General features: G+C 72.4%; 17 protein-coding genes. 10 read left to right on the top strand and 7 right to left on the bottom strand.

The genetic code is table 11. The features are described from left to right. Window positions 1-26 precede the first annotated feature (26 nt). The 7 genes from OG295_RS06270 to OG295_RS06300 all read left to right on the top strand — a co-directional run bounded on the left by OG295_RS06270 (window position 27) and on the right by OG295_RS06300 (window position 6,514). Entirely contained in the window at window positions 27-1,214 is a 1,188-nt protein-coding gene (locus OG295_RS06270) for an ATP-binding protein (RefSeq protein ID WP_371675951.1), read from the top strand. Beyond that, window positions 1,211-2,053 carry a roadblock/LC7 domain-containing protein gene (locus OG295_RS06275; protein WP_371675952.1) on the top strand — a complete coding sequence of 281 codons (843 nt, stop codon included), beginning with the start codon at window positions 1,211-1,213 and terminating at the stop codon, window positions 2,051-2,053. Before OG295_RS06270 ends, OG295_RS06275 begins: the two co-directional genes overlap by 4 nt. After that, entirely contained in the window at window positions 2,046-2,438 is a 393-nt protein-coding gene (locus OG295_RS06280) for a DUF742 domain-containing protein (RefSeq protein ID WP_371675953.1), read from the top strand. The genes OG295_RS06275 and OG295_RS06280 overlap by 8 nt, the downstream gene beginning before the upstream one ends. Before the next feature lie 3 nt (window positions 2,439-2,441). Further along, on the top strand, window positions 2,442-3,002 hold the full coding sequence (locus OG295_RS06285; protein ID WP_371675954.1) for an ATP/GTP-binding protein: 561 nt from the start codon (window positions 2,442-2,444) through the stop codon (window positions 3,000-3,002). Between the two features lie 10 nt (window positions 3,003-3,012). Further along, entirely contained in the window at window positions 3,013-4,392 is a 1,380-nt protein-coding gene (locus OG295_RS06290) for a cytochrome P450 (protein WP_371675955.1), read from the top strand. Window positions 4,393-4,496: 104 nt separating this feature from the next. Continuing rightward, entirely contained in the window at window positions 4,497-5,744 is a 1,248-nt protein-coding gene (locus tag OG295_RS06295) for a cytochrome P450 (protein WP_371675956.1), read from the top strand. Then, window positions 5,741-6,514, top strand: a complete 774-nt coding sequence (locus tag OG295_RS06300; protein WP_371675957.1) for an enoyl-CoA hydratase/isomerase family protein — start codon at window positions 5,741-5,743, stop codon at window positions 6,512-6,514. Before OG295_RS06295 ends, OG295_RS06300 begins: the two co-directional genes overlap by 4 nt. A gap of 57 nt (window positions 6,515-6,571) precedes the next feature. On the opposite strand, the gene OG295_RS06305 is transcribed toward OG295_RS06300, so the two are convergent. The 5 genes from OG295_RS06305 to OG295_RS06325 are packed head-to-tail and all read right to left on the bottom strand — an operon-like array spanning window position 6,572 to window position 13,327. Continuing rightward, a complete protein-coding gene (locus tag OG295_RS06305; protein ID WP_371675958.1) occupies window positions 6,572-7,855 on the bottom strand; it encodes an NAD(P)/FAD-dependent oxidoreductase in 1,284 nt (427 codons plus the stop codon). A 58-nt stretch (window positions 7,856-7,913) separates the two neighbouring features. Beyond that, the gene (locus OG295_RS06310; protein ID WP_371675959.1) at window positions 7,914-9,170 is read right to left on the bottom strand and encodes an MFS transporter; all 1,257 of its coding nucleotides are present in this window, start codon (window positions 9,168-9,170) and stop codon (window positions 7,914-7,916) included. Between the two features lies 1 nt (window position 9,171). Then, a complete protein-coding gene (locus OG295_RS06315) occupies window positions 9,172-10,929 on the bottom strand; it encodes a condensation domain-containing protein (RefSeq protein WP_371675960.1) in 1,758 nt (585 codons plus the stop codon). Continuing rightward, window positions 10,926-12,263, bottom strand: coding sequence for a DUF6271 family protein (locus OG295_RS06320; protein WP_371675961.1), 1,338 nt, complete (start codon window positions 12,261-12,263; stop codon window positions 10,926-10,928). The genes OG295_RS06315 and OG295_RS06320 overlap by 4 nt, the downstream gene beginning before the upstream one ends. Continuing rightward, window positions 12,245-13,327 (bottom strand): phytanoyl-CoA dioxygenase family protein, encoded by a 1,083-nt coding sequence (locus tag OG295_RS06325; RefSeq protein WP_371675962.1) that lies wholly within the window; start codon window positions 13,325-13,327, stop codon window positions 12,245-12,247. The genes OG295_RS06320 and OG295_RS06325 overlap by 19 nt, the downstream gene beginning before the upstream one ends. Before the next feature lie 564 nt (window positions 13,328-13,891). Here OG295_RS06325 and OG295_RS06330 point away from each other — a divergent pair. The 3 genes from OG295_RS06330 (at window position 13,892) to OG295_RS06340 (ending at window position 15,663) form a co-directional block, all read left to right on the top strand. Continuing rightward, window positions 13,892-14,749 (top strand): hypothetical protein, encoded by an 858-nt coding sequence (locus OG295_RS06330; protein WP_371675963.1) that lies wholly within the window; start codon window positions 13,892-13,894, stop codon window positions 14,747-14,749. Window positions 14,750-14,818: 69 nt separating this feature from the next. Then, window positions 14,819-15,049 carry an acyl carrier protein gene (locus OG295_RS06335; protein ID WP_371675964.1) on the top strand — a complete coding sequence of 77 codons (231 nt, stop codon included), beginning with the start codon at window positions 14,819-14,821 and terminating at the stop codon, window positions 15,047-15,049. Then, a complete protein-coding gene (locus tag OG295_RS06340) occupies window positions 15,040-15,663 on the top strand; it encodes a 4'-phosphopantetheinyl transferase superfamily protein (protein ID WP_371675965.1) in 624 nt (207 codons plus the stop codon). Before OG295_RS06335 ends, OG295_RS06340 begins: the two co-directional genes overlap by 10 nt. Before the next feature lies 1 nt (window position 15,664). On the opposite strand, the gene OG295_RS06345 is transcribed toward OG295_RS06340, so the two are convergent. Beyond that, window positions 15,665-16,120: a hypothetical protein gene (locus OG295_RS06345; RefSeq protein ID WP_371675966.1), complete on the bottom strand. Its 456-nt coding sequence runs from the start codon at window positions 16,118-16,120 to the stop codon at window positions 15,665-15,667. Window positions 16,121-16,238: 118 nt separating this feature from the next. Then, on the bottom strand, window positions 16,239-17,618 hold the full coding sequence (locus OG295_RS06350; RefSeq protein WP_371675967.1) for a M1 family metallopeptidase: 1,380 nt from the start codon (window positions 17,616-17,618) through the stop codon (window positions 16,239-16,241). Between the last annotated feature and the right edge of the window lie 24 nt (window positions 17,619-17,642).

Genomic DNA, 17,642 nt, shown 5'->3' on the forward strand with positions numbered 1-17,642 from the left:
CATGCCATGCGCCGGGAAAGGTTTCCATGAATCGAGACGCACTTGTGTGGTGCTTGGTTGCAGTGGCGGCGATAGCCGTCGCCGCGGTCGCGGCACTCGTCGCCCGCAACCGAGCGCTGGGGGCGAAGAAGCGGCACACCGAGGCCGAACTGAGGCAGGCGCTGCTCACGGCAGACGGCCACCTGCACTCCCTGCACGCCGACCTGCAGAGGTTCCGCAGCGAGCAGGACGCCACGCTCCGCGAAGCCAAGGAAGCGGCGGAGGAGAACACCAAGGCCGTTCTCAAGGGTGCCGCCAGGTTCCTGCAGAGCCTCGCGGCCGAGCAGACGACGCTTCTGGACGACATCCAGCGCAAGTACGGCGGACACGCCGTCCTCAGCGACCTGATGGACGTCAACCACGCCAACGCCCAGATGGCGCGCAAGGCCCAGGGCATCGCCGTCATGTGCGGCGCGCCGCTGGGCCGTCGCAACAGGCCCGCCAGCGTCTACGACGTGGTGCGCAGCGCCCAGGGCCAGATCCGCAACTTCCACCGGGTCGCCATCATGCAGCAGACCGGTCTCGCGCTGAAGGCGTCCGCGGTCGCGCCCGTCGCCCTCGCCGTGGCGGAGCTGCTCGACAACGCCGCGAGCTTCTCGCAGCACGACGCACCGATCGAGGTGACGTTCCAGCGCGTCCAGAACAACCTGTGCATCGTCATCGACGACGCCGGTGTCAGCATGAACGACGAGGACCGGCAGCGGGCGACCATGCTGCTCTCCGGAGAGGTCGCCCCCCGCCTGTCGGAGCTCGGGACCCAGCCGAAGTTCGGTTTCCCGGTGATCGGCCTGATCGCACGTCAGTACGGTTTCAAGGTGGACGTCACCGGAGTCTCCCGATACGGCGGCGTCAGGGCCGTCGTCCTCTTGCCCGAGGAGCTGTGGACCATGGAGGAGATACCGCCCGCCCAGGAGGCTCCGGTCGCCAACATCCGGCGCGCCGCCGAGAGCCGGCCCCAGAGCCCGCCGTCGCGCACGATGCACGGTCTGCCCAAGCGCGGCGCACGCCAGGCGCCCATCGCGAGCGTTCCCGATCCCGACGCCGCCCCGCCGGCGCCGTGGCCCCCGGGAGAGCCGGGTCGCGCGTCCGGACGCGGTCTGGGCGCCTTCCAGCGCGGCACGCTCTCCGGCCGCAACCTTGACGCCACCTCGTTCGAAGGGCCCGAAGACGCATGACCGCAGACCTGTCGTGGATGCTTGAGGACATCGTGCACAACGTGCCCCGCGCACGGCACGCCGTCCTGCTGTCCGCGGACGGCCTCCCTCGCGGCGCTACGGAAGGCCTGGCCGAGAAGGATGTACGCACGATCTCGGCCGCCATGGCCGGGATGCAGTCGCTCAGCCGGGCGACGGCCCACTTCGCCGGACCGGACGAGGACCGGCAGTGGAACCAGACCATCATCGAGTTCTCGCACGGCTGGAGCTTCCTGATCGGGGCCGGGCAGGGCTCCTATCTGGCCGCCGCGGCCGCGCCCGACGTGGACATGCAGCAGATCTCCTTCCGCATGCACCGCCTCGTCGCCCGGCTGGGCAACAACCTCACCTCGCCCCCGAGGGTGAGCGCCGAGGACGCCGCGGGTGCGCGCAGGAGCGCCCCCCGGCAGCAGGACTCAGGCGACTCGGGGTTCGTCCTCGGCGAGCTCGACCGGGTGGTGTCCCGGGTCGAGGGGGCCCTGCACGCGGTGCTGCTGGGATCGGACGGCCTTCCCCGCGGCGCGACCGACGGGATGAGCCGCGACCTCGCGGACACGATCTCCGCGGCCATGACGGGCATCCACGCCTACAGCCGGGTGACCTCCCAGTTCGCAGGGGTCGTCGAGGACGCGGAATGGCGTCAGACGGTCATCGAGTTCCAGCACGGCTGGATCTTCCTGATGGCGGCCGGCCCCGATGCCCTCCTGGCCGCTGCCGCCGAACACGACTGTGACATTGAGGAGTTCACCATGCGTCTGCACGAGGTGGTTCCCAGACTGATCGCGGGGGCGACACCGGGGAAGGGAACAGGCCGTGCCTGACGGACCCGAACACGACGAAGATCTGGAACTTACGTCTCCGTTAGTCCCCCTCTTCGTGATCACGAACGGACGGGCGCTGCCCCCGGACCACGAGTACGAGCACACGACGCTCGTGACGGCGGCGGCGGAGAGCGGACAGGTCACACCGCGCACGCTGTCCCCGGAAGCGGGGCAGGTCATGGACCTGGTCGCGAACGGCTTCCTGTCCGTGGCCGAGGTGGCGGGGCACACGCACCTGCCCCTGGGTATCGTCCGCATCCTGCTGGCGCAGCTGGAGGAGGACGGTCTCATCCTCGCGAGGAGACCGATTCCGCGTGCCGAACGTGTCGACAGAGAACTGGTCAGCGCCGTGCTCGAGGGCCTGAAGAATCGATTCGGAGCATAGCCCGTGTACCTGGATCCAGACGTCTCCCACGCGGTGAAGATCCTCATAGTGGGGCACTTCGGGGTCGGCAAGACCACCTGCATCGGCAGTCTCTCCGAGATCGAGCCGCTGCGGACCGAGGAGGAGATCACCGAGGCCAGCACGGGCTTCGATGACCTGTCGGGCACGCCCGGCAAGAAGACCACCACCGTCGCCATGGACTTCGGCCGGCTCACCCTGAGCGACACCCTGGTGCTCTACCTCTTCGGAACGCCCGGCCAGGAACGCTTCAAGGAGATGTGGGAGGAGCTCTCCCGCGGCGCTCTGGGCGCGCTGGTCCTGGTGGACCCGGAGCGACTGCACGAGTCCTTCCCCGTCCTGGACCTCGTCGAGCGTTTCGGCCTGACGTACGCCATCGCCGTGAACCACTTCGAGGGCACCACGGACTACCCGCTCGACGAGGTGCGCGAGGCCCTGAACCTCACCGCCGAGACCCCCGTCGTGAAGTGCGACGTACGGGACGAGAACTCCTCGGCGCAGGCCCTCATCACCCTCGCGAAACACCTCATGTCCCAACTCGGCTAGGAGCGCAGGAATGCAACAGCCACGTGAACCGCAGGAGATACCCCCCGGCTGCCCCGCGCACGGGAACGTCCAGATGTACGGCCCCTCGTTCGGAGCCGACCCCGACAGCCACTACGCGCAGCTGCGTCCGTACGGCCCCAGTGCGCCCGTGGACATCGCCCCCGACGTCCCGGCCGAGCTCGTCACCAGCTACGACGCCGCGCTGTACGTCCTGCAGAACCCCGCCTCCTTCGTACGCGACTCCCGCCGCTGGAACGCGCTCAACGAGGGGCGCGTCCCGGCCGACAGCCCGGCACTGCCCATGATGGGCTACCGCCCCAACGCACTGTTCAGTGACGGTGCGGCCCACGCCCGGCTGCGCAGGGCCGTCACCGACAGTCTCGCCACGGTCAACGAGCACCAGCTCATCAGGCAGACGCAGCAGTCCGCCAACTACCTGATCAGCCAGTTCAGCACCGACATCCGCGGGCAGGCGGAGCTGATGGCCGAGTACGCCCAGCCGCTGCCCCTGCTGGTCTTCAGCGAGCTGTTCGGCTGCCCGCCCGAGATCGGCGACCGGGTGATCGCCGGGATCAGCGGCATCTTCGAGGGGACGCCCGGGGCCGACGAGGTGCTCGGCAGTGCGCTCACCGAGCTGATCGCCCTCAAGCGGCGTCGCCCGAGGGCCGACCTGACGACGCGCCTGATGGAGCACTCGGCCCAGCTGAGCGACGAGGAGGTGCTCCACCAGCTGGTCACCCTCCTCTCCGGTGGCACCGCGCCGCTGGCCGCGGCCATCGGCACCAGCAGCGCCCTGTACCTGGGTGAGGACTGGCAGATCGGCCTCCCGGTCGAGGACGCGGTCTCCCAGACCCTCTGGAACTACGCGCCGATCGCCAACTACGCGGCCCACTACCCGACTCACGACGTCGAGCTCGGCGACAGGCTGGTCCGGGCCAACGATCCGGTCCTGATCTCGTTCGCCGCGGCCAACACCGACCCGAAGCTGACCAGGCACCGCGAACAGCTCAGCGCCAAGGCGCACTTGGCGTTCGGGGCGGGCCCGCACGCCTGCCCCGCCAAGGATCCGGCCTTCATGATCGCCGTGACCGCCGTCGAGACGCTGCTCAACCAGCTTCCCGACGTCGAGATGCGCGTCCCGTTCAAGGCGCTCACCTGGGCGCCGAGCCCGTGGATCCGCTCGCTGGTCACCCTCCCGATCCGGTTCACCCCGAGGGCCGCTCCCCCGGCTGCCGAGTCGGCCGGATCGAACGCCGTCCAAACGTCGCAGCAGCAGGCGGCCGCATCCTCCCCCTCCAACGCAGGCCCCTCGCGTACGAGCGCCGGCGCCGCGCCGCAGCCCAAGGGCGGCCTGTTCAGCCGCTTCCTGGCGTGGACCAAGGGCGGGTGAATCGAGTGTGATTCTAGTAACGTCCTGAGTACTCAGTGGTAGTGGAGTCTTTAACGATCATGTGGGTATGCATGGCGGCTGGTTCTCAGAAAGGAGCCGCCATCATGGGCGTTGCCGCAAGTCCGTCGTACGACCGCCGGGCGTCCGCCTCCCTCTTCTCCCGTCTGCGGACGGCCAGAGGGCAGGCCGACCCCTTCCCGATATACGCCGAACTCCTCTCGCGGGGCGAAGTGGTGCCCGCACCCTGGGGCGGCTCGGCGGTCACCGGCTTCGCCGCCTGCGACCAGGTTCTGCGCAGCAGGCAATGGCTGGAGCCCGACAGGGGATGGCGGGAGCGCCAGGGGCCGGGCACCCGCTGGAACGCGCCCAGCTCGCGCGAGATGAGCAACACGCTCGCCGCGCTCAACACCCCGGACCACACCAGGGTGCGACGGGCGGCGGGCACGTTCGACCGGGGCAGCGTGGAGCGCATCGGCCGCAACGTGCAGCGGACCGCGGACCAGCTCCTCGACGCGTTCACGGAGCGAATACGCACCGGCGAGGCGGACATCTCGGCGCTCGTCTGCGAGGAGCTGCCCGTGGCCACCATAGGTGACTGGCTGGGTCTGCCACGAGCCGACTGGCCCCGACTACGGGAGTTGACGCACGATCAGGTCTTCACCCAGGAGCTGCTGCCCTCGGCCAGCCAGCTGGCGTTGTCCGACGCGGCCACGGCCGAACTCCGCACCTATTTCATGGAGCTGGTGCGTGACCGGCGCTCCCACCCCGGCGACGACCCCGTCACCCGGTGGATCCGGACGTGGGACGCGATCGAGCCCGACCGGGACGAGGCCGACGAGGCGGTCTACTTCCTGGTGCTGTTCGTCCTGCTGGCCGCCCTGGAAACCACCGCGACCCTCCTCTCGACGATGACGCTGCGGCTCGTCGAGAGCCCGGAACGCTGGGACATGGTCGCCGACAACCCGGACCTCGTGCCCGGGTTCGTGGAGGAGACGCTCCGCTACGACCCGCCCACCCACGTGATCAGCAGGGTCGCCTCGCAGGACTGCGTGCTGGGGGGCGTCGAGATCCGCCGCGACGAGATGGTCCACCTCATGGTCGGGGCCGCGCACCGGGACCCGGCCAGGCACGGCGACCCGGACCGGTTCGACCCCGAGCGCACGCCCGGCCACCTCGCGTTCAGCGGCGGCATCCACTACTGCCTCGGCGCGCCGCTGGCCCGCCTCGAAGCCCAGACCCTCCTCCGCCAGCTGATCCGGCGCCTTCCCCGCCTCACCCTCGTACGCCCCCCGTCGATGGCGCCCCGCGTGGCGTTCCGGCGCCTGCTGAACCTGGACGTGGCCGTCGCATGACCGAATCCACCCGCACCCGGACCGTGCCCAAGGCGATCACCGCCGAGCAGGACGGCCCCGTACTGCGCGTCCGCCTCAACCCCTGGGGGCAGGAGGACACGTTGGACTCCGCGGTCCTGGACGACCTCATCACCCTGCTGGACGACCTCCACGAGAGACCCGACGTACGGATCCTGACGCTGTCGTCCATGGGTACGGACTTCTGCCTGGGTGCCGACCGCGACGAGTACCGGGAGGCACTGGCCGCCGATCCGTCCGGAGCGGGCCTGCGGCGCATCGCCGACAAGGCGCACCGGCTGTGCCAGGCGCTGGAGAACACTCACGCGGTCACCATCGCCCGCCTGCACGGGCGGGTCATCGGCGCGGGTCTCGCCCTCGCCTCCTTCTGCGATCTGCGCGCCGGTGCCGACACCAGCCGCTTCCGGATGCCGGAGGTCGGCATAGGGCTGCCGCCGGCGTGGGGCGGGGCGATGGGGCGCCTGGTCTCCGAGGTGGGCGCCTCCCGGATCCGCGAGCTCATGCTCACCTGCGACGTCTTCGACGCCGACACGGCCCACCGGCTCGGTCTGCTCCACCGGACCGCCCCGCTCGACCGGCTGGACAAGGTCATCGATGCCTGGACCGGGCCCCTCGCCCGGCGCTCGCCCGAAGCGCTCGTCCTGACCAAGCGGATGCTGGCCGGCTACGCGCGGGCGGACAGGACGGCGGACGTCTCCCTCCTCGACTCCCATCTCCTGGCGGCCTCGCTCCACCAGCCGCCGACGTGCTGATCCCCGGGGCCGCGGACCGCCGGGCCGGCTCACCGGTCGGGGTGGGAGGGGAGCCGCTCAGGAGTCCGGGTGTGGGCGCTGCGTGGTCGGCGTGGATGCCCGGCGGTGTCTGATGTTGACCGCCGCGGCCCTGGCCAGTGCCACGGGGTTCAGGAAGCGCGGCGGGCCGATCAGGCGGGAGGCGAACAGGTACATGTGCCGCGCCATCGACGCGTCGCGCGCCGCCGCCGAGAAGACCAGCCGCTCCCCGGGGTTGAACGGGCGGGCCTTGGCGAAGTCGACCGCCAGGCCCTGGTGGCCGCGCAGCCGGCGGCGGTGGGTGCGGGCGTACGCCGCGAGGGACCTGTCGAGGTCGCCGCGGCCGGCCGCGGCCGGCGCCACCGCCCGCGCCAGCCAGTGCGCGGACTGCAGGGCCCAACCGCAGCCCACGCCCCACAGGGGATCCCCGGTCAGGGCGGCGTCGCCGATCAGGGCGATGCCCGGTGCGGTCGGATCCCGGGTGACGAGGGGGTAGTCGACCGTACCGATGATCTTGGTGATGCGTTCGGCGGAGTCGATGGGCGGCGCCTCGGGCAGGGCGCGGACGAACTCGAAGAAGCTGCCCTCCAGGTCTTCCCGGAAGGCCGGCAGTCGCCTCTTGTCCGGGAGCACCGCGAGAACCGTCACCCCGTCGTCGTTCGGGAACGCGTAGGCCATGTCGGGTTCGAGGAACCAGGTCTGACCGATCCCGCCGTGCAGCGGAAGGCCGCGGAAGTGGGCGAGGTAACCGAAACGCCCGTTCTCGTGCAGCCGGGTGGGCACCTCCGCGAGCTTCGCCACCGCCGAGTCCTTGCCGTCGGCGCCGACCACCAGTCGGGCCCGGAGCTCCCGTTCACCCTGTGGTGTCGACGCGCGCACGCCCACGGTCCGCCCGGCTTCCCGGAGCAGCCCGGTCACCCGGTGACCGGGGAGCAGGTCGACGCCGGGGGTCTGCGCCGCGCGGGATCTGATCAGCGGGTCGAGGACGCTGCGCCGGATGTTGTACGCGTACGGGAGCTCGGGGCCGCCCGGCGCGGCCTTCGGTTCGATCCACCCCCAACGGGTGCACCAGCGCGCCTCGTTGCGGACGGCCCCCGCCTCTTCGAGAGCGGGAACGAGGCCGAGTTCGTCCAGCACCGGATAGGCGTTGGCCGTGATCGAGTGGGTGCACAGCACCTTGTACGCCGCGGGGTCCGAGCGGCGTTCCAGGAGTGCGACGCGGACGCCGCGTCGGGCGAGCAGGATCGCCGCGGCGGAGCCGGCCGGGCCGGCTCCGCTGATGACGACGTCGTAGCCGTCTCCCGCGCTCTCAGGGTTGGTCATGCGCTGATCGCCCCCTCCGGGTGGTGCAGTGCTCCTGCTGTCAGGAACATGACCAACTCTAGGCGGACTGCGGTTTCTCCGGTGCTCGTTCCAGTGCGCGGATCGCGGGGACGCTCAGCATCACGCCGATGCACACGACGCCCACGGCCGAGGAGAACAGCAGCACCCGGTCCGCTCCGAAGGCGGCCGCCGCCGGGCCGGCCAGGGCGCGGCCCACGGGGATGACCATGATGGAGCCGGCCACGTCATAGGCCGAGACGCGGCTCAGGACGGCCAGCGGGATGTGGGACTGCACGCTCGTCGCCCACATCACGCCCCAGAACGCGAACCCGCAGCCCGCCACGGCCCCGGTCAGCGCCGTCACGGTGAAGGACCAGCCCAGGGCGGGCGCGAGGGGGTTGAGGGCGAAGAAGAACATCGCGCAGGCCCCCGCGACGAGGGGGCGGCGGGGCCGGACCCGCATGCCGAGCAGGCCGCCGACGATCGTCCCGGCGCCGTCGGCCGAGGCGATCCAGCCGTATCCCCCGGCGCCGTGCTGTTCGGTGAGCAGCGTCGCGCCCAGCGGGAGGGCCGGGCCGAAGACGAAGAGGCCGTACACCGCCCATACGGAGATGACCCCCCACAGCCAGGAGCGGGACCGGAACTCGTGCCATCCGGCGGCCAGTCGGTGCCACATCGGATCGTCGCTCTCGTCCCGGGCGGCGCCGAGCCCGCGCAGCGGCGCCAGGCCCAGGGCGCTGAGCGCGTACGCCGCCGCGATGACCACGAAGGATCCCGCCACGTTCCAGTAGGCCACGAGGAGACCGGCGACCCCGGGACCGAGCAGGGTGCAGATGGCCTCGGAGATCCGCAGGAGGGCGTTGGCCCGCTGGATGTCCTCGGCGACCCGGGGCACCAGGCTCGCCAGGCCCGGCTGGAACATGGCGGTGGCGGCGCCGCTGAGGGCCAGCAGCGCCATGACGTGCCACAGCCGTACGTGGTCGCCGACCAGCAGCAGCGCGAGCGCGAGCATGACGACCGTGCGCACCACGTCCGCGCCGACCATCATCACCTGCGGGGTGAACCGGTCGGCGAGGACACCGCCGAACAGCACGAGCAGGACGATCGGCGCCATCCACGCGGCCAGCGCGTAGCCGACGCCGGCCGCCCCGTATCCCGCCCCGAGCACGGCGGTCGTCAGCGACACCATCAGCATGCCGTCGCCGAGCAGCGAGGTGCTGCGGGCGGTGAAGAACAGCCGGAAGCGACTCGACCGCCACGGGCTGGGCGGCGGGGTCTGCTGTTCCCGCCGCGCGGTTGCCTCATCCATCGTCATGTCACATCGGCCGCTGCCGGCCGGTCCCTTCCCTGAGAATCTTCCGGTGGAGCCAGGCGCCGCTCCGGTCCGCCTCCGCCGGCGGGTGCCGGACGATCACGTACCGGCTCGGGGCCAGTACTCCGGGGCGGCCGGGAAGCGCGTCCATCAGCGCGGTGTGGGCCTGCGCCGGGGTGAGCGGGGTGTCGCCCGCGGCGATGTACGCCGTCAGGGCGCTCTCCGCCGGCGCGCTCCCGGCCGGGGCGTCCGCGGTGACGTGTACGGGGAGGCCGTCGAGGGCGCGGCTCAGCGTCGCGGCCACGAGCGGCGGCGAGGTCCAGGAGCCGTCCACCCGGAGCCAGTGGGGTCCGCGTTCCACCGGCCGGACCCCCGTCGCCCCGGTGAGCGACGCGAGCGGCACGTCCCGCGTGGCGGCGGCCTCCAGGAGCCGTACCAGACCGGTGAGGAGCCCCTCGGCCTCCTCGGGCCCGAACAGCGCCGGGTCGGCCCACATGCCGAGGTGCAGCAGCGGATCGGTCGCGTGGACGAAGGCGAGGACGCGGGTCGGCAGGACCTGCTCCGGGCCCCAGGTCAGCTCCAGCTCCGGCCCGTACGGGTCCCGGCCCTCCGGCGGCCCGTCCGCGGTGAGGGATGCCACGGTGGCCGGGAGCGTGCTCACGTCGTTGAACACGACGTCGCGCGCGAACCGGCTGCCCCGCTCGAAGGTGGCCCTGCCGATCACCTCCCACAGGCCGAGCGCGTCGAACCGGCTGTGCCGGTAGGCGTTGAGGGCCGCTCCCCAGGCCTTCTTGAGGAGCACGTCGAAGGACGGCACCCGGACGTCGAGGGAGAGCAGGGCGTCCTGGGAGAGGGTGTTCACCGAGCGCGCGAGCCGGGGGTGGTACCGGTTGGAGGTCGGGGCGGCGACGACGCAGGCGTCCTGCCCGGCGCGGTGGGCGACGATCGCGCACCAGGCGGTCAGCAGCACGGTGGACGGCAGGGCGCCGGTGCGTTCGGCCACGCCGGCCAGCGCGCGGGCGGCCCGCCGCGACCGGAGGGTGAGCAGGGGCGTGCGCACCTCGGTGCCCTCCGCGCCCGGCTCCGCGAACATCGCCTGGGGTCCGGTGCGGATGATCCGCTCCCAGTGCCGCAGGGATGCCTCGGACCTGCGCAGACCGGCCGGGGTGGCCTCCTCCTCGGCGAGGCCGAGCGGGGTGAGCGAGGCGGGCGGGGCGAGCTCCTCGCCCGCGAGCAGGCCGAGCCATTCCTCCTTCAGGACCGCGAGGGCGCCGGCGTCGGTCAGGGCGTGGCTCGCCGCCATGGCCACGCACACCGGCGTGCCGGCGCGTGTCACCAGGGAGAGGCGGAGGGGGAAGTCCCGGTCCAGGCGGAAGCGTTCCTCGCGCGCCCGGCGGGCCAGCGACTCGGCGTACCCGAGGGGGCCCTCGGGGAGTTCCCCGTGGTCGAGGACGGTGACGGTGAACGATCCCCGGGACGCCACGACCTGCTCGCGGGGCGCGCTGCCCGGGGCGTGCGGGAAGGTCGTGCGCAGGGCCTCGTGCCGTACGACGAGGGCGCGCAGGGCTTCGACCACCGAGTCCGTCCGGGTCCCCTCGGGAACCGGCCACACGTCGTGGATGTTGATGTGCGCGGGTTCGTCCCGCAGCATGCAGCGGATCATGTTGGCCTGCCCCATCGTGACGGGACCCCGGCGCTCCTCCCCGCCCGCGTACGTGACGGTGAGGACGTGCGTGCCGCCCGGCTGACGGGAGCGGCTCATGCGGTGCATCGCGCGGACTCCGGGTGCGTCGGGCCGGGGCGGCCCTGCGCCCGGCTCGCGCGGGTCAGGTCCTCCCAGGCGTCGGTCAGGACGGCGAAGTCCTCCATGTCCTGCCGGGCGTCGTCGAGGAGCCGTGCGCGGCGGGCGGTGAGCGCTTCCGCGGCCGTGGCGTAGCGGCCGCCCAGGGTCCGGTACGAGCGGTCGAGGACGTCGAGCCGTCGTGCGCCCTCCTCGGGGGCGACGCGGGCGCCGTCCCTGAGGAAGCCCGCGACGGCGGCGGTGCGGACGTGGCCGTCGGGGTCGAGCAGCGCGTCACCGGCCCGCTTCGTGGCGGCGTACACGGCGTCGAGGTGCGGGCCGGAGAGCAGGAACTTGACGAAGCGCAGCTGGTAGGCGAGGAAGCCGGCGTCGGAACGGCGCTCCCCGGTGTGGAAGTTGACGATGTGCCGGTTGTGGAGGACTCCCGGCAGTCGTGCGTCGTGGACCAGGTGGAGGAGGAAGTAGTCGCTGCCGATGGTGTCGGTGGCCGGCGGCAGGGGCACCCGGCCGTAGACCTCGCGGTCGAGGGCGATGTTGCACATGTCGACGCGCATGGGGCTGACGCTGGTGAGGGTGGTGAGGTCGCCGGTGAACGCGGCGGTCCCGGCGCCCCGGAAGGACTCCGCGATCAGGTTCCTGCGCCAGATCTCGGGGTGGCCGGCGGGAACCGAGAGGCCCACCACCTCCTCGTAGACGGACGGGTCGAGGCGGCGGATCTCCTCCACGTCCACGGACATCTCGCCGACGAAGGAACCGCCGACCAGGGCCACCGGCCGGTCCGCGCAGGCGGGGTCGAGCCTGCTCCGGGTGACCAGGGCGGACACGTCGGCGGCGGGCCGCCCGAGGGACGTCAGCTCGTGGTGGAGGGGGAAGACCGGCTCTCCGTCCAGGTACTGGTAGCGGCTGTCCGAGTCCCGGCGGTGGACCGAGGTGCAGCCCAGGGCCTCCGCGATCAGGAAGGCGCGGTTGGTACAGGCTCCGTAGGAGACGCGGGACGGCAGCATCAGTTCCAGCAGCCGTTCGGGCGCGGCGGCTCCGGACCGGGTGACCACCGCGTCCAGGAAGGCCCGTTGGGCGTCCTCGTCGAGGTGGTGCACGACCACGCCGGGGACCGCGGGCAGGGCCGCGACCGTCTCCCGGTGCCCGGCGAGTGCCGGGGCGTCGCAGGAGTCGAGGACGAGGAGGTGCACCTCGGCGCCGAAACGGCGGGCGCCGTACGCGGCCTCCTCGGCCACGGCCCTGATCGTCGCCGCGCAGGGCCGGTTGGTGGGAAGGGTCAGGCAGACACGGCGCACGCCGGCTCCCCGCTCCGGTCGGTGCGGGCGGCGGTGCCCGTCTCCTTCCAGGACGTGAGCCCGAGCAGCCGGCTGCCGAGCTCGTTCAGGGTGGCCGTGGGGTACCGCTCGGACTCGTGCAGCACGGGGTCGCCGACCAGGGTGCGGTTCCAGCGCGGGGTCCGCAGGTGCCGCCAGGAGTCGACGCGGGAGCGCCTCAGCCGCTCGTGTTCCTCAAGGGCCGGCATCATCGACAGGTACTGGACCGCCCGCACCTGGTCCCGGGAGGTGTTGCGCGCCACGCCATGGGCGAGCAGGCCGTTCCAGATCAGCAGGTCTCCGGGGTGCAGGTCGGGGCGGACGACGGGGTACTCCGCCGGGTCGGCGCCGGGGCGCAGGGGGTCCCGGTCGGCCGGCCGGCCGGCCTTCCACTCGTCGAACCGCCGGAAGAGCTCCGGACTGCACTGGAAGCCGCCCGATTCCGGCCGGGTGTCGTTGAGCGCGATGATCCCCTGGACGCGCTGCGGCGGAACACCGAGCGTGGTGTCGATGTCCCAGTGCAGTTCGATGTCGAAGCCGCGGTCCGTGGGCTCGATCAGGGCGCGGTCGCGGTTCCCGACGTTGGGCGGGTTGAGGTTGAGCCGGTCCTGGGTGACCCAGAGTTCCTCGCAGTCCCACACGTCGACGAAGGCGTCGTAGACGCGCTGGGCCTGCCGGTTGTCCCACAGGAGCTGGTGGTGGTAGGCCTCCACGAAGCCGTACACGTGCAGTTGCCGGTCCAGGTCGGAGCGGAACGGCCGGTCCTCGTACCAGCTGTCCGGCCGGTCCGGGTCGAGGCCCTGGAATTCCCAGGTGAAGTCGAGGAGGCGCCGCGCCGCTTGCGCCGGGACCGCCTCGCGGACGATGACGTAGCCGTACGTCTGCCAGTGGGCGAAGTCCTCGTCCGACAGCACCCGCAGCGGTCTCGACTTCTTCAGCTCCCGCAGGGTGGTCTGGGCCAGGTAGGACTCGCCGTCCGCGCTGAAGTACGGCAGGTCCGAGGCCGCCCGGTGGAGACGGGGGCGGCGGGGAGCGGGTGTCGTCATGCGGTCCCTCCAGAAAGGGAGTCGGGGCGGCGGTTCGGCTCGTCGGCGGGCGCGGCCGCGCCGGCGGGTGCGAAGGGGGGAGGAGAGCGGTGACGCGCGCTCCTCCTCGGCCGGAGGACAGCGCGGGGCGGCCCTCGGCGCGGGCCGGTGGCGGACGGCACGGACGGGTGGTCACGCCGTGGCGCGGGTGCGTGGACCGTGCCGTTCGGCGGAATTGGTTTAGACCATAACCGCTGCCAAGTGGCATCTCAAGAGACGGAGTTGCGCCGAAACGGAGCCTGGGGCTCCACTCGACCGTCCGCCAGGTTTGGTCTAGACAATAGCCGCACGGGCGGCTTAGTGTCCTGATGCGCAGTCCGCCCCTAATCGGACATTCGACTTCTTCGCCGCTGCGCACCCGTCGCGCTCAACGCCGACCGTGCGCGCGGACCTCGACCACACCCGTCCGCGCCCCGGTGGAAGCGCGTCGGCGCCACCGCGCAGAAGCCTTGGCGCGATCGGCGCGCCCATCCGTACGGCCGGCCCCGTCCGACTGTTCACCCACGCCCAGAGGAAGCGGTTCCCATGAGCACACCCAGCACCACGGCCCTGCCGGACGGCGGCCTGAAGAGCCCAGGTGCGGGCCTGATCACGCTGGATCCGGTCCGGACCGCCCTCCTGCGCGGACTGGACGACCTGCTCACGGGGCTGGCCGCACGGCTGTGCGCCCCCGAGGTCGTCGGTCCGCCGCTGCTGTCCGTGGAGGGGCTGGCCCGGCTCGACTTCTTCCGCAACTTCCCCCACCTCGGCGTCTCCGCCGCGCGATTCGCCCCGGACGCGCTCGACGGGCTCGCCGCCGGCGAGGCGCCGGGAGAGCTGCCGCTGCGGCCGACCGGCTACCTCCTGCCGTCCGCCACCTGCTACGGGCTGCTGCTCTCCCTGGAGGGCGGGGACGTGGGCGAGGAAGGCCTGCGCCTCTCCGCCGCCGGCCGTTGCTTCCGCAATGAGACCCACTACGACGGGCTGCGGCGCCTGTGGGGCTTCCACATGCGGGAGGTGCTCTACCTCGGCACCCAACAGGGCGCGGTCGAGCACCTGGAACAGGGCGCCGGCTTCATCCTGGAGGCCGCCGCGCGCCTCGGACTGGAACTGGACAGGGCCGTCGCCGACGACCCGTTCTACGACAAGGGGGGCGCCCGGGCCCGGCTGATGGCCCTGGACCCCGTCAAGCACGAGTTCTCCGCCCCCGACGGCACGGCCATCGCCTCCGTGAACCGGCACCGCAACTTCTTCGGCGAGCGGCTGGACATCCGCGCGGGCTCCGCCGGCCCGGCGTACAGCGCCTGCGTCGCCTTCGGCCTCGAACGCTGGGTCCACGCGATGGTCCTCGCCCACGGCACCCCCGAACGGGCCCTGGACCGGCTCCGCGACGCCGCCCTCTGAGGCGGCCCTCTGAGGCTGCCCGCCCCACCCTCACGTCACCGCAACAGCAGCAAGGAGCGACTCTCCCCCATGGACCGCATCGCCACGTGGCTTCACGAGAAGAACCCCGGCCTCGACGGCCCCATCGGCACCGACGAGGACCTCATCGAGGCACGTCTCATCGACTCCATGGACTTCCTGGAGTTCGTCGACCTCCTGGAGGAGCTCTCCGGCGCCACCATCGACCTCCAGGAGGTCACCATCGACGACTTCCGCACCCTCGACAGCGTCCAGAAGCGCTTCCTGAGCGCGTGCCCCTGACCGACGGCGCGGCGCGGGGCCGGGACACGGGCATCGCGGTGGTGGCGACCACCCGGGAGGTCCTGGCCCGCCCCGGGCTCCACGAGGGCCTGCTCGCGCCCTGGGAACGGCGGCGGCTCGCCGGGATACGGGTGCCGGGCCGCCGTGACGACGTACTGGCGGCGCGGCTCCTCGTCCGGCTGTGCGTCGCCCGTCACACGGGCCTGTCCCTGCACGAGTCGGCCCCGGCGCAGAGGTGCCCCGGGTGCGGACGGCACGGCCACGGGCGCCCGTACCTGCGCGGCCGTCCCGGGCTGGGGCTGAGCATGAGCCACGCGGACGGTCTGGTCGCGGCGGCCGTCGGTCCGGGCGCCGTCGGCATCGACGTCGAGCCCTCGACGCGCCGCCCCGGCCCGCTGCGCGTGCTCCGCCGCCTGCTGCCCGAGGCGGACCTCCGCGAGGCCGGCGCCGGGCCGGATCCCGGCCCGGCGCTGCTCCGGCTGTGGGTCCGCGCGGAAGCCTCGCTCAAGGCGGGGCGGGACGGTCTGCGGCTCGTCGAGTGGTCGGACCGTGAACGGGGGGCCGTCGCGGCCGTGGCCTGCGCGGCCCCCGTCACGGTCCTGTCGACCGGATGAGTCAGGCGGTGCGGGCGGCATGGGCCGCGTCCGCCTCGTGGTGGACGCCCGTGAGGAGGGCCCAGACGACGAGGAGGTTCACGGCGATCAGCACCATGGCCCACCACGGGTAGTACGGCAGCCACAGGAAGTTGGCGATCGCTCCCAGGCCGGCGACGGTGACGCCGAAGTAGCGGGCCCACAGGGCCCCTCGGAGCACGGCGACGCCCGCGAAGAGGAGCAGGGCACCGAGGATGATGTGCACCCACCCCCAGCCCACCAGGCTGAACTCGAACACGTAGTGGCGGGTCGCGACGAACACCGGGTCCCTGGAGGCGGCGGAGATGCCTTCGAGCAGCGCCATCACGCCGCCGAAGATCATCAGGGCTGCGGCCACCTGGGTGCGGCCGGACGTGGGCGCGTGCCAGGGCTGGGGGTGTTCGTGGCCCGCGCGGGCTCTGCTGGCGTCACTGGCCATGTCGGCCTCCATGGGTTGCGGAGCCGGTCCGGCGTACCGCGACCGGCGGAATTCCCCGTTTCAGCCTGGCACGGCGGACCCGCATCGGCACTCCGGGCGCCCCGGCACCCGCCCGTGGCTACGCCGAGGCCGGATGCGGGGGGTAGGGCGGGCGGGCCGGGGTGACGGGGGGCGCCGGGAGGGGCGGGAGCGCGGGGGTGTGGAGCCAGGCGGTGAGGAGGTCGTCCAGGGGCTCGGTGGCGTAGCGGGCCACGTGGGCGGTGAACACGGCGGTGGTGACCACCCCGTGGCGGTGCACGCCCGCCCAGTCGCGGAGCATGCGGAAGAACGCGGTGTCGCCCAGGGCGCAGCGGATCGCATGGACGGTCAGCCCCCCGCGCTGGTAGAGGCGGTCGTCGAACATCAGCTTGCGGCCCGGGTCGGCCAGGCGCAGGTCCTGTGGCTGAGCGGAGAGCAGCCGGTGGGCGGTGGCGGCGAGGTCGTGCGCGGGGCGGCCGCCGGAACGCTCCGACCAGAGCCATTCCGCGTACTTCGCGAGGCCCTCGTTGAGCCAGATGTGCCGCCAGTCGGCGATGGTGACGCTGTTGCCGAACCACTGGTGCGCGAGTTCGTGCGCGATGAGGCGCTCCGACCCGCGGGCGCCGTCGACGTGGTTGGCGCCGAAGAGGGAGAGGCCCTGGGCCTCGACGGGGACGTCGAGTTCCTCGTCGGCGATGACGACGGCGTACTCGCCGAAGGGGTAGGGCCCGAAGAGTTCCTCGAAGAGGCGCATCATGGCGGGCTGCCGGGCGAAGTCGCGGGAGAACCGCGGCAGCAGGTGTGCCGGTACGTGGGCGGTCTGCGCGACGCCTTCGAGACCGGGGTCGCCGAGCAGCACCGTCTGGTAGAGGCCGATGGAGAGGCCGACCAGGTAGCTGGAGGTCGGTGCCGGCTGCTCGTAGACCCAGGTGGTGGTGCTCGCCCGGGTGGTCCGGGTCAGCAGGCGGCCGCCCGCCACGACGGTGTAGGCGGAGGGCGTGTTGACGGAGATGTGGTACGAGGCCTTGTCGGCGGGCCGGTCGTTGCACGGGTACCAGGAGGGCGCGCCGACGGGCTGGCTGGCCACGAGCGCGCCGTCGGTCAGTTCCTCCCAGCCGAGGCCGCCCCAGGGGCTGCGCACGGGCTTGGGGTTGCCCGCCCAGTGCACCTCCACGGTGAAGGCGGCGCCGGCGGGCAGGGGCTTGGCGGGCCGTATGCGCAGCTTGCCGCCCCGGTGGGCGTAGTGCGGGACGCGGCCGTCGACCAGGACGCGGCCCACCTTGAACTCGGCCAGGTTCAGGGCGAACTCGGCGAGCGGGGCCCGGCCGGCGATCGCGCTGATCCGGGCCGTCCCGGACAGCCGGTTGGGGCCGGGACGGTACTCCAGAGCGAGTTCGTACCGGTGCACGCGGTAACGGGGGTCGCCGTTGGCCGGAAAGTACGGGTCCGACGCCGCTGTCTTCTGGCCGCTGAGGTTCATGGCCGTCCCTGCTCCCTGCGGTGT

Origin of the sequence: Streptomyces sp. NBC_01276, assembly GCF_041435355.1 — a bacterium.
Taxonomy (GTDB): Bacteria; Actinomycetota; Actinomycetes; order Streptomycetales; family Streptomycetaceae; genus Streptomyces.

Excerpts from the sequence above, each read along its gene's own strand:
- OG295_RS06295 (WP_371675956.1), top strand. The coding sequence starts at position 4,497 with ATGGGCGTTGCCGCAAGTCCGTCGTACGACCGCCGGGCGTCCGCCTCC.
- OG295_RS06290 (WP_371675955.1), top strand. The coding sequence starts at position 3,013 with ATGCAACAGCCACGTGAACCGCAGGAGATACCCCCCGGCTGCCCCGCG.
- OG295_RS06270 (WP_371675951.1), top strand. The coding sequence starts at position 27 with ATGAATCGAGACGCACTTGTGTGGTGCTTGGTTGCAGTGGCGGCGATA.
- OG295_RS06325 (WP_371675962.1), bottom strand. The coding sequence starts at position 13,327 with ATGACGACACCCGCTCCCCGCCGCCCCCGTCTCCACCGGGCGGCCTCG.
- OG295_RS06330 (WP_371675963.1), top strand. The coding sequence starts at position 13,892 with ATGAGCACACCCAGCACCACGGCCCTGCCGGACGGCGGCCTGAAGAGC.
- OG295_RS06350 (WP_371675967.1), bottom strand. The coding sequence starts at position 17,618 with ATGAACCTCAGCGGCCAGAAGACAGCGGCGTCGGACCCGTACTTTCCG.
- OG295_RS06310 (WP_371675959.1), bottom strand. The coding sequence starts at position 9,170 with ATGACGATGGATGAGGCAACCGCGCGGCGGGAACAGCAGACCCCGCCG.
- OG295_RS06335 (WP_371675964.1), top strand. The coding sequence starts at position 14,819 with ATGGACCGCATCGCCACGTGGCTTCACGAGAAGAACCCCGGCCTCGAC.
- OG295_RS06315 (WP_371675960.1), bottom strand. The coding sequence starts at position 10,929 with ATGAGCCGCTCCCGTCAGCCGGGCGGCACGCACGTCCTCACCGTCACG.
- OG295_RS06305 (WP_371675958.1), bottom strand. The coding sequence starts at position 7,855 with ATGACCAACCCTGAGAGCGCGGGAGACGGCTACGACGTCGTCATCAGC.
- OG295_RS06275 (WP_371675952.1), top strand. The coding sequence starts at position 1,211 with ATGACCGCAGACCTGTCGTGGATGCTTGAGGACATCGTGCACAACGTG.
- OG295_RS06300 (WP_371675957.1), top strand. The coding sequence starts at position 5,741 with ATGACCGAATCCACCCGCACCCGGACCGTGCCCAAGGCGATCACCGCC.
- OG295_RS06345 (WP_371675966.1), bottom strand. The coding sequence starts at position 16,120 with ATGGCCAGTGACGCCAGCAGAGCCCGCGCGGGCCACGAACACCCCCAG.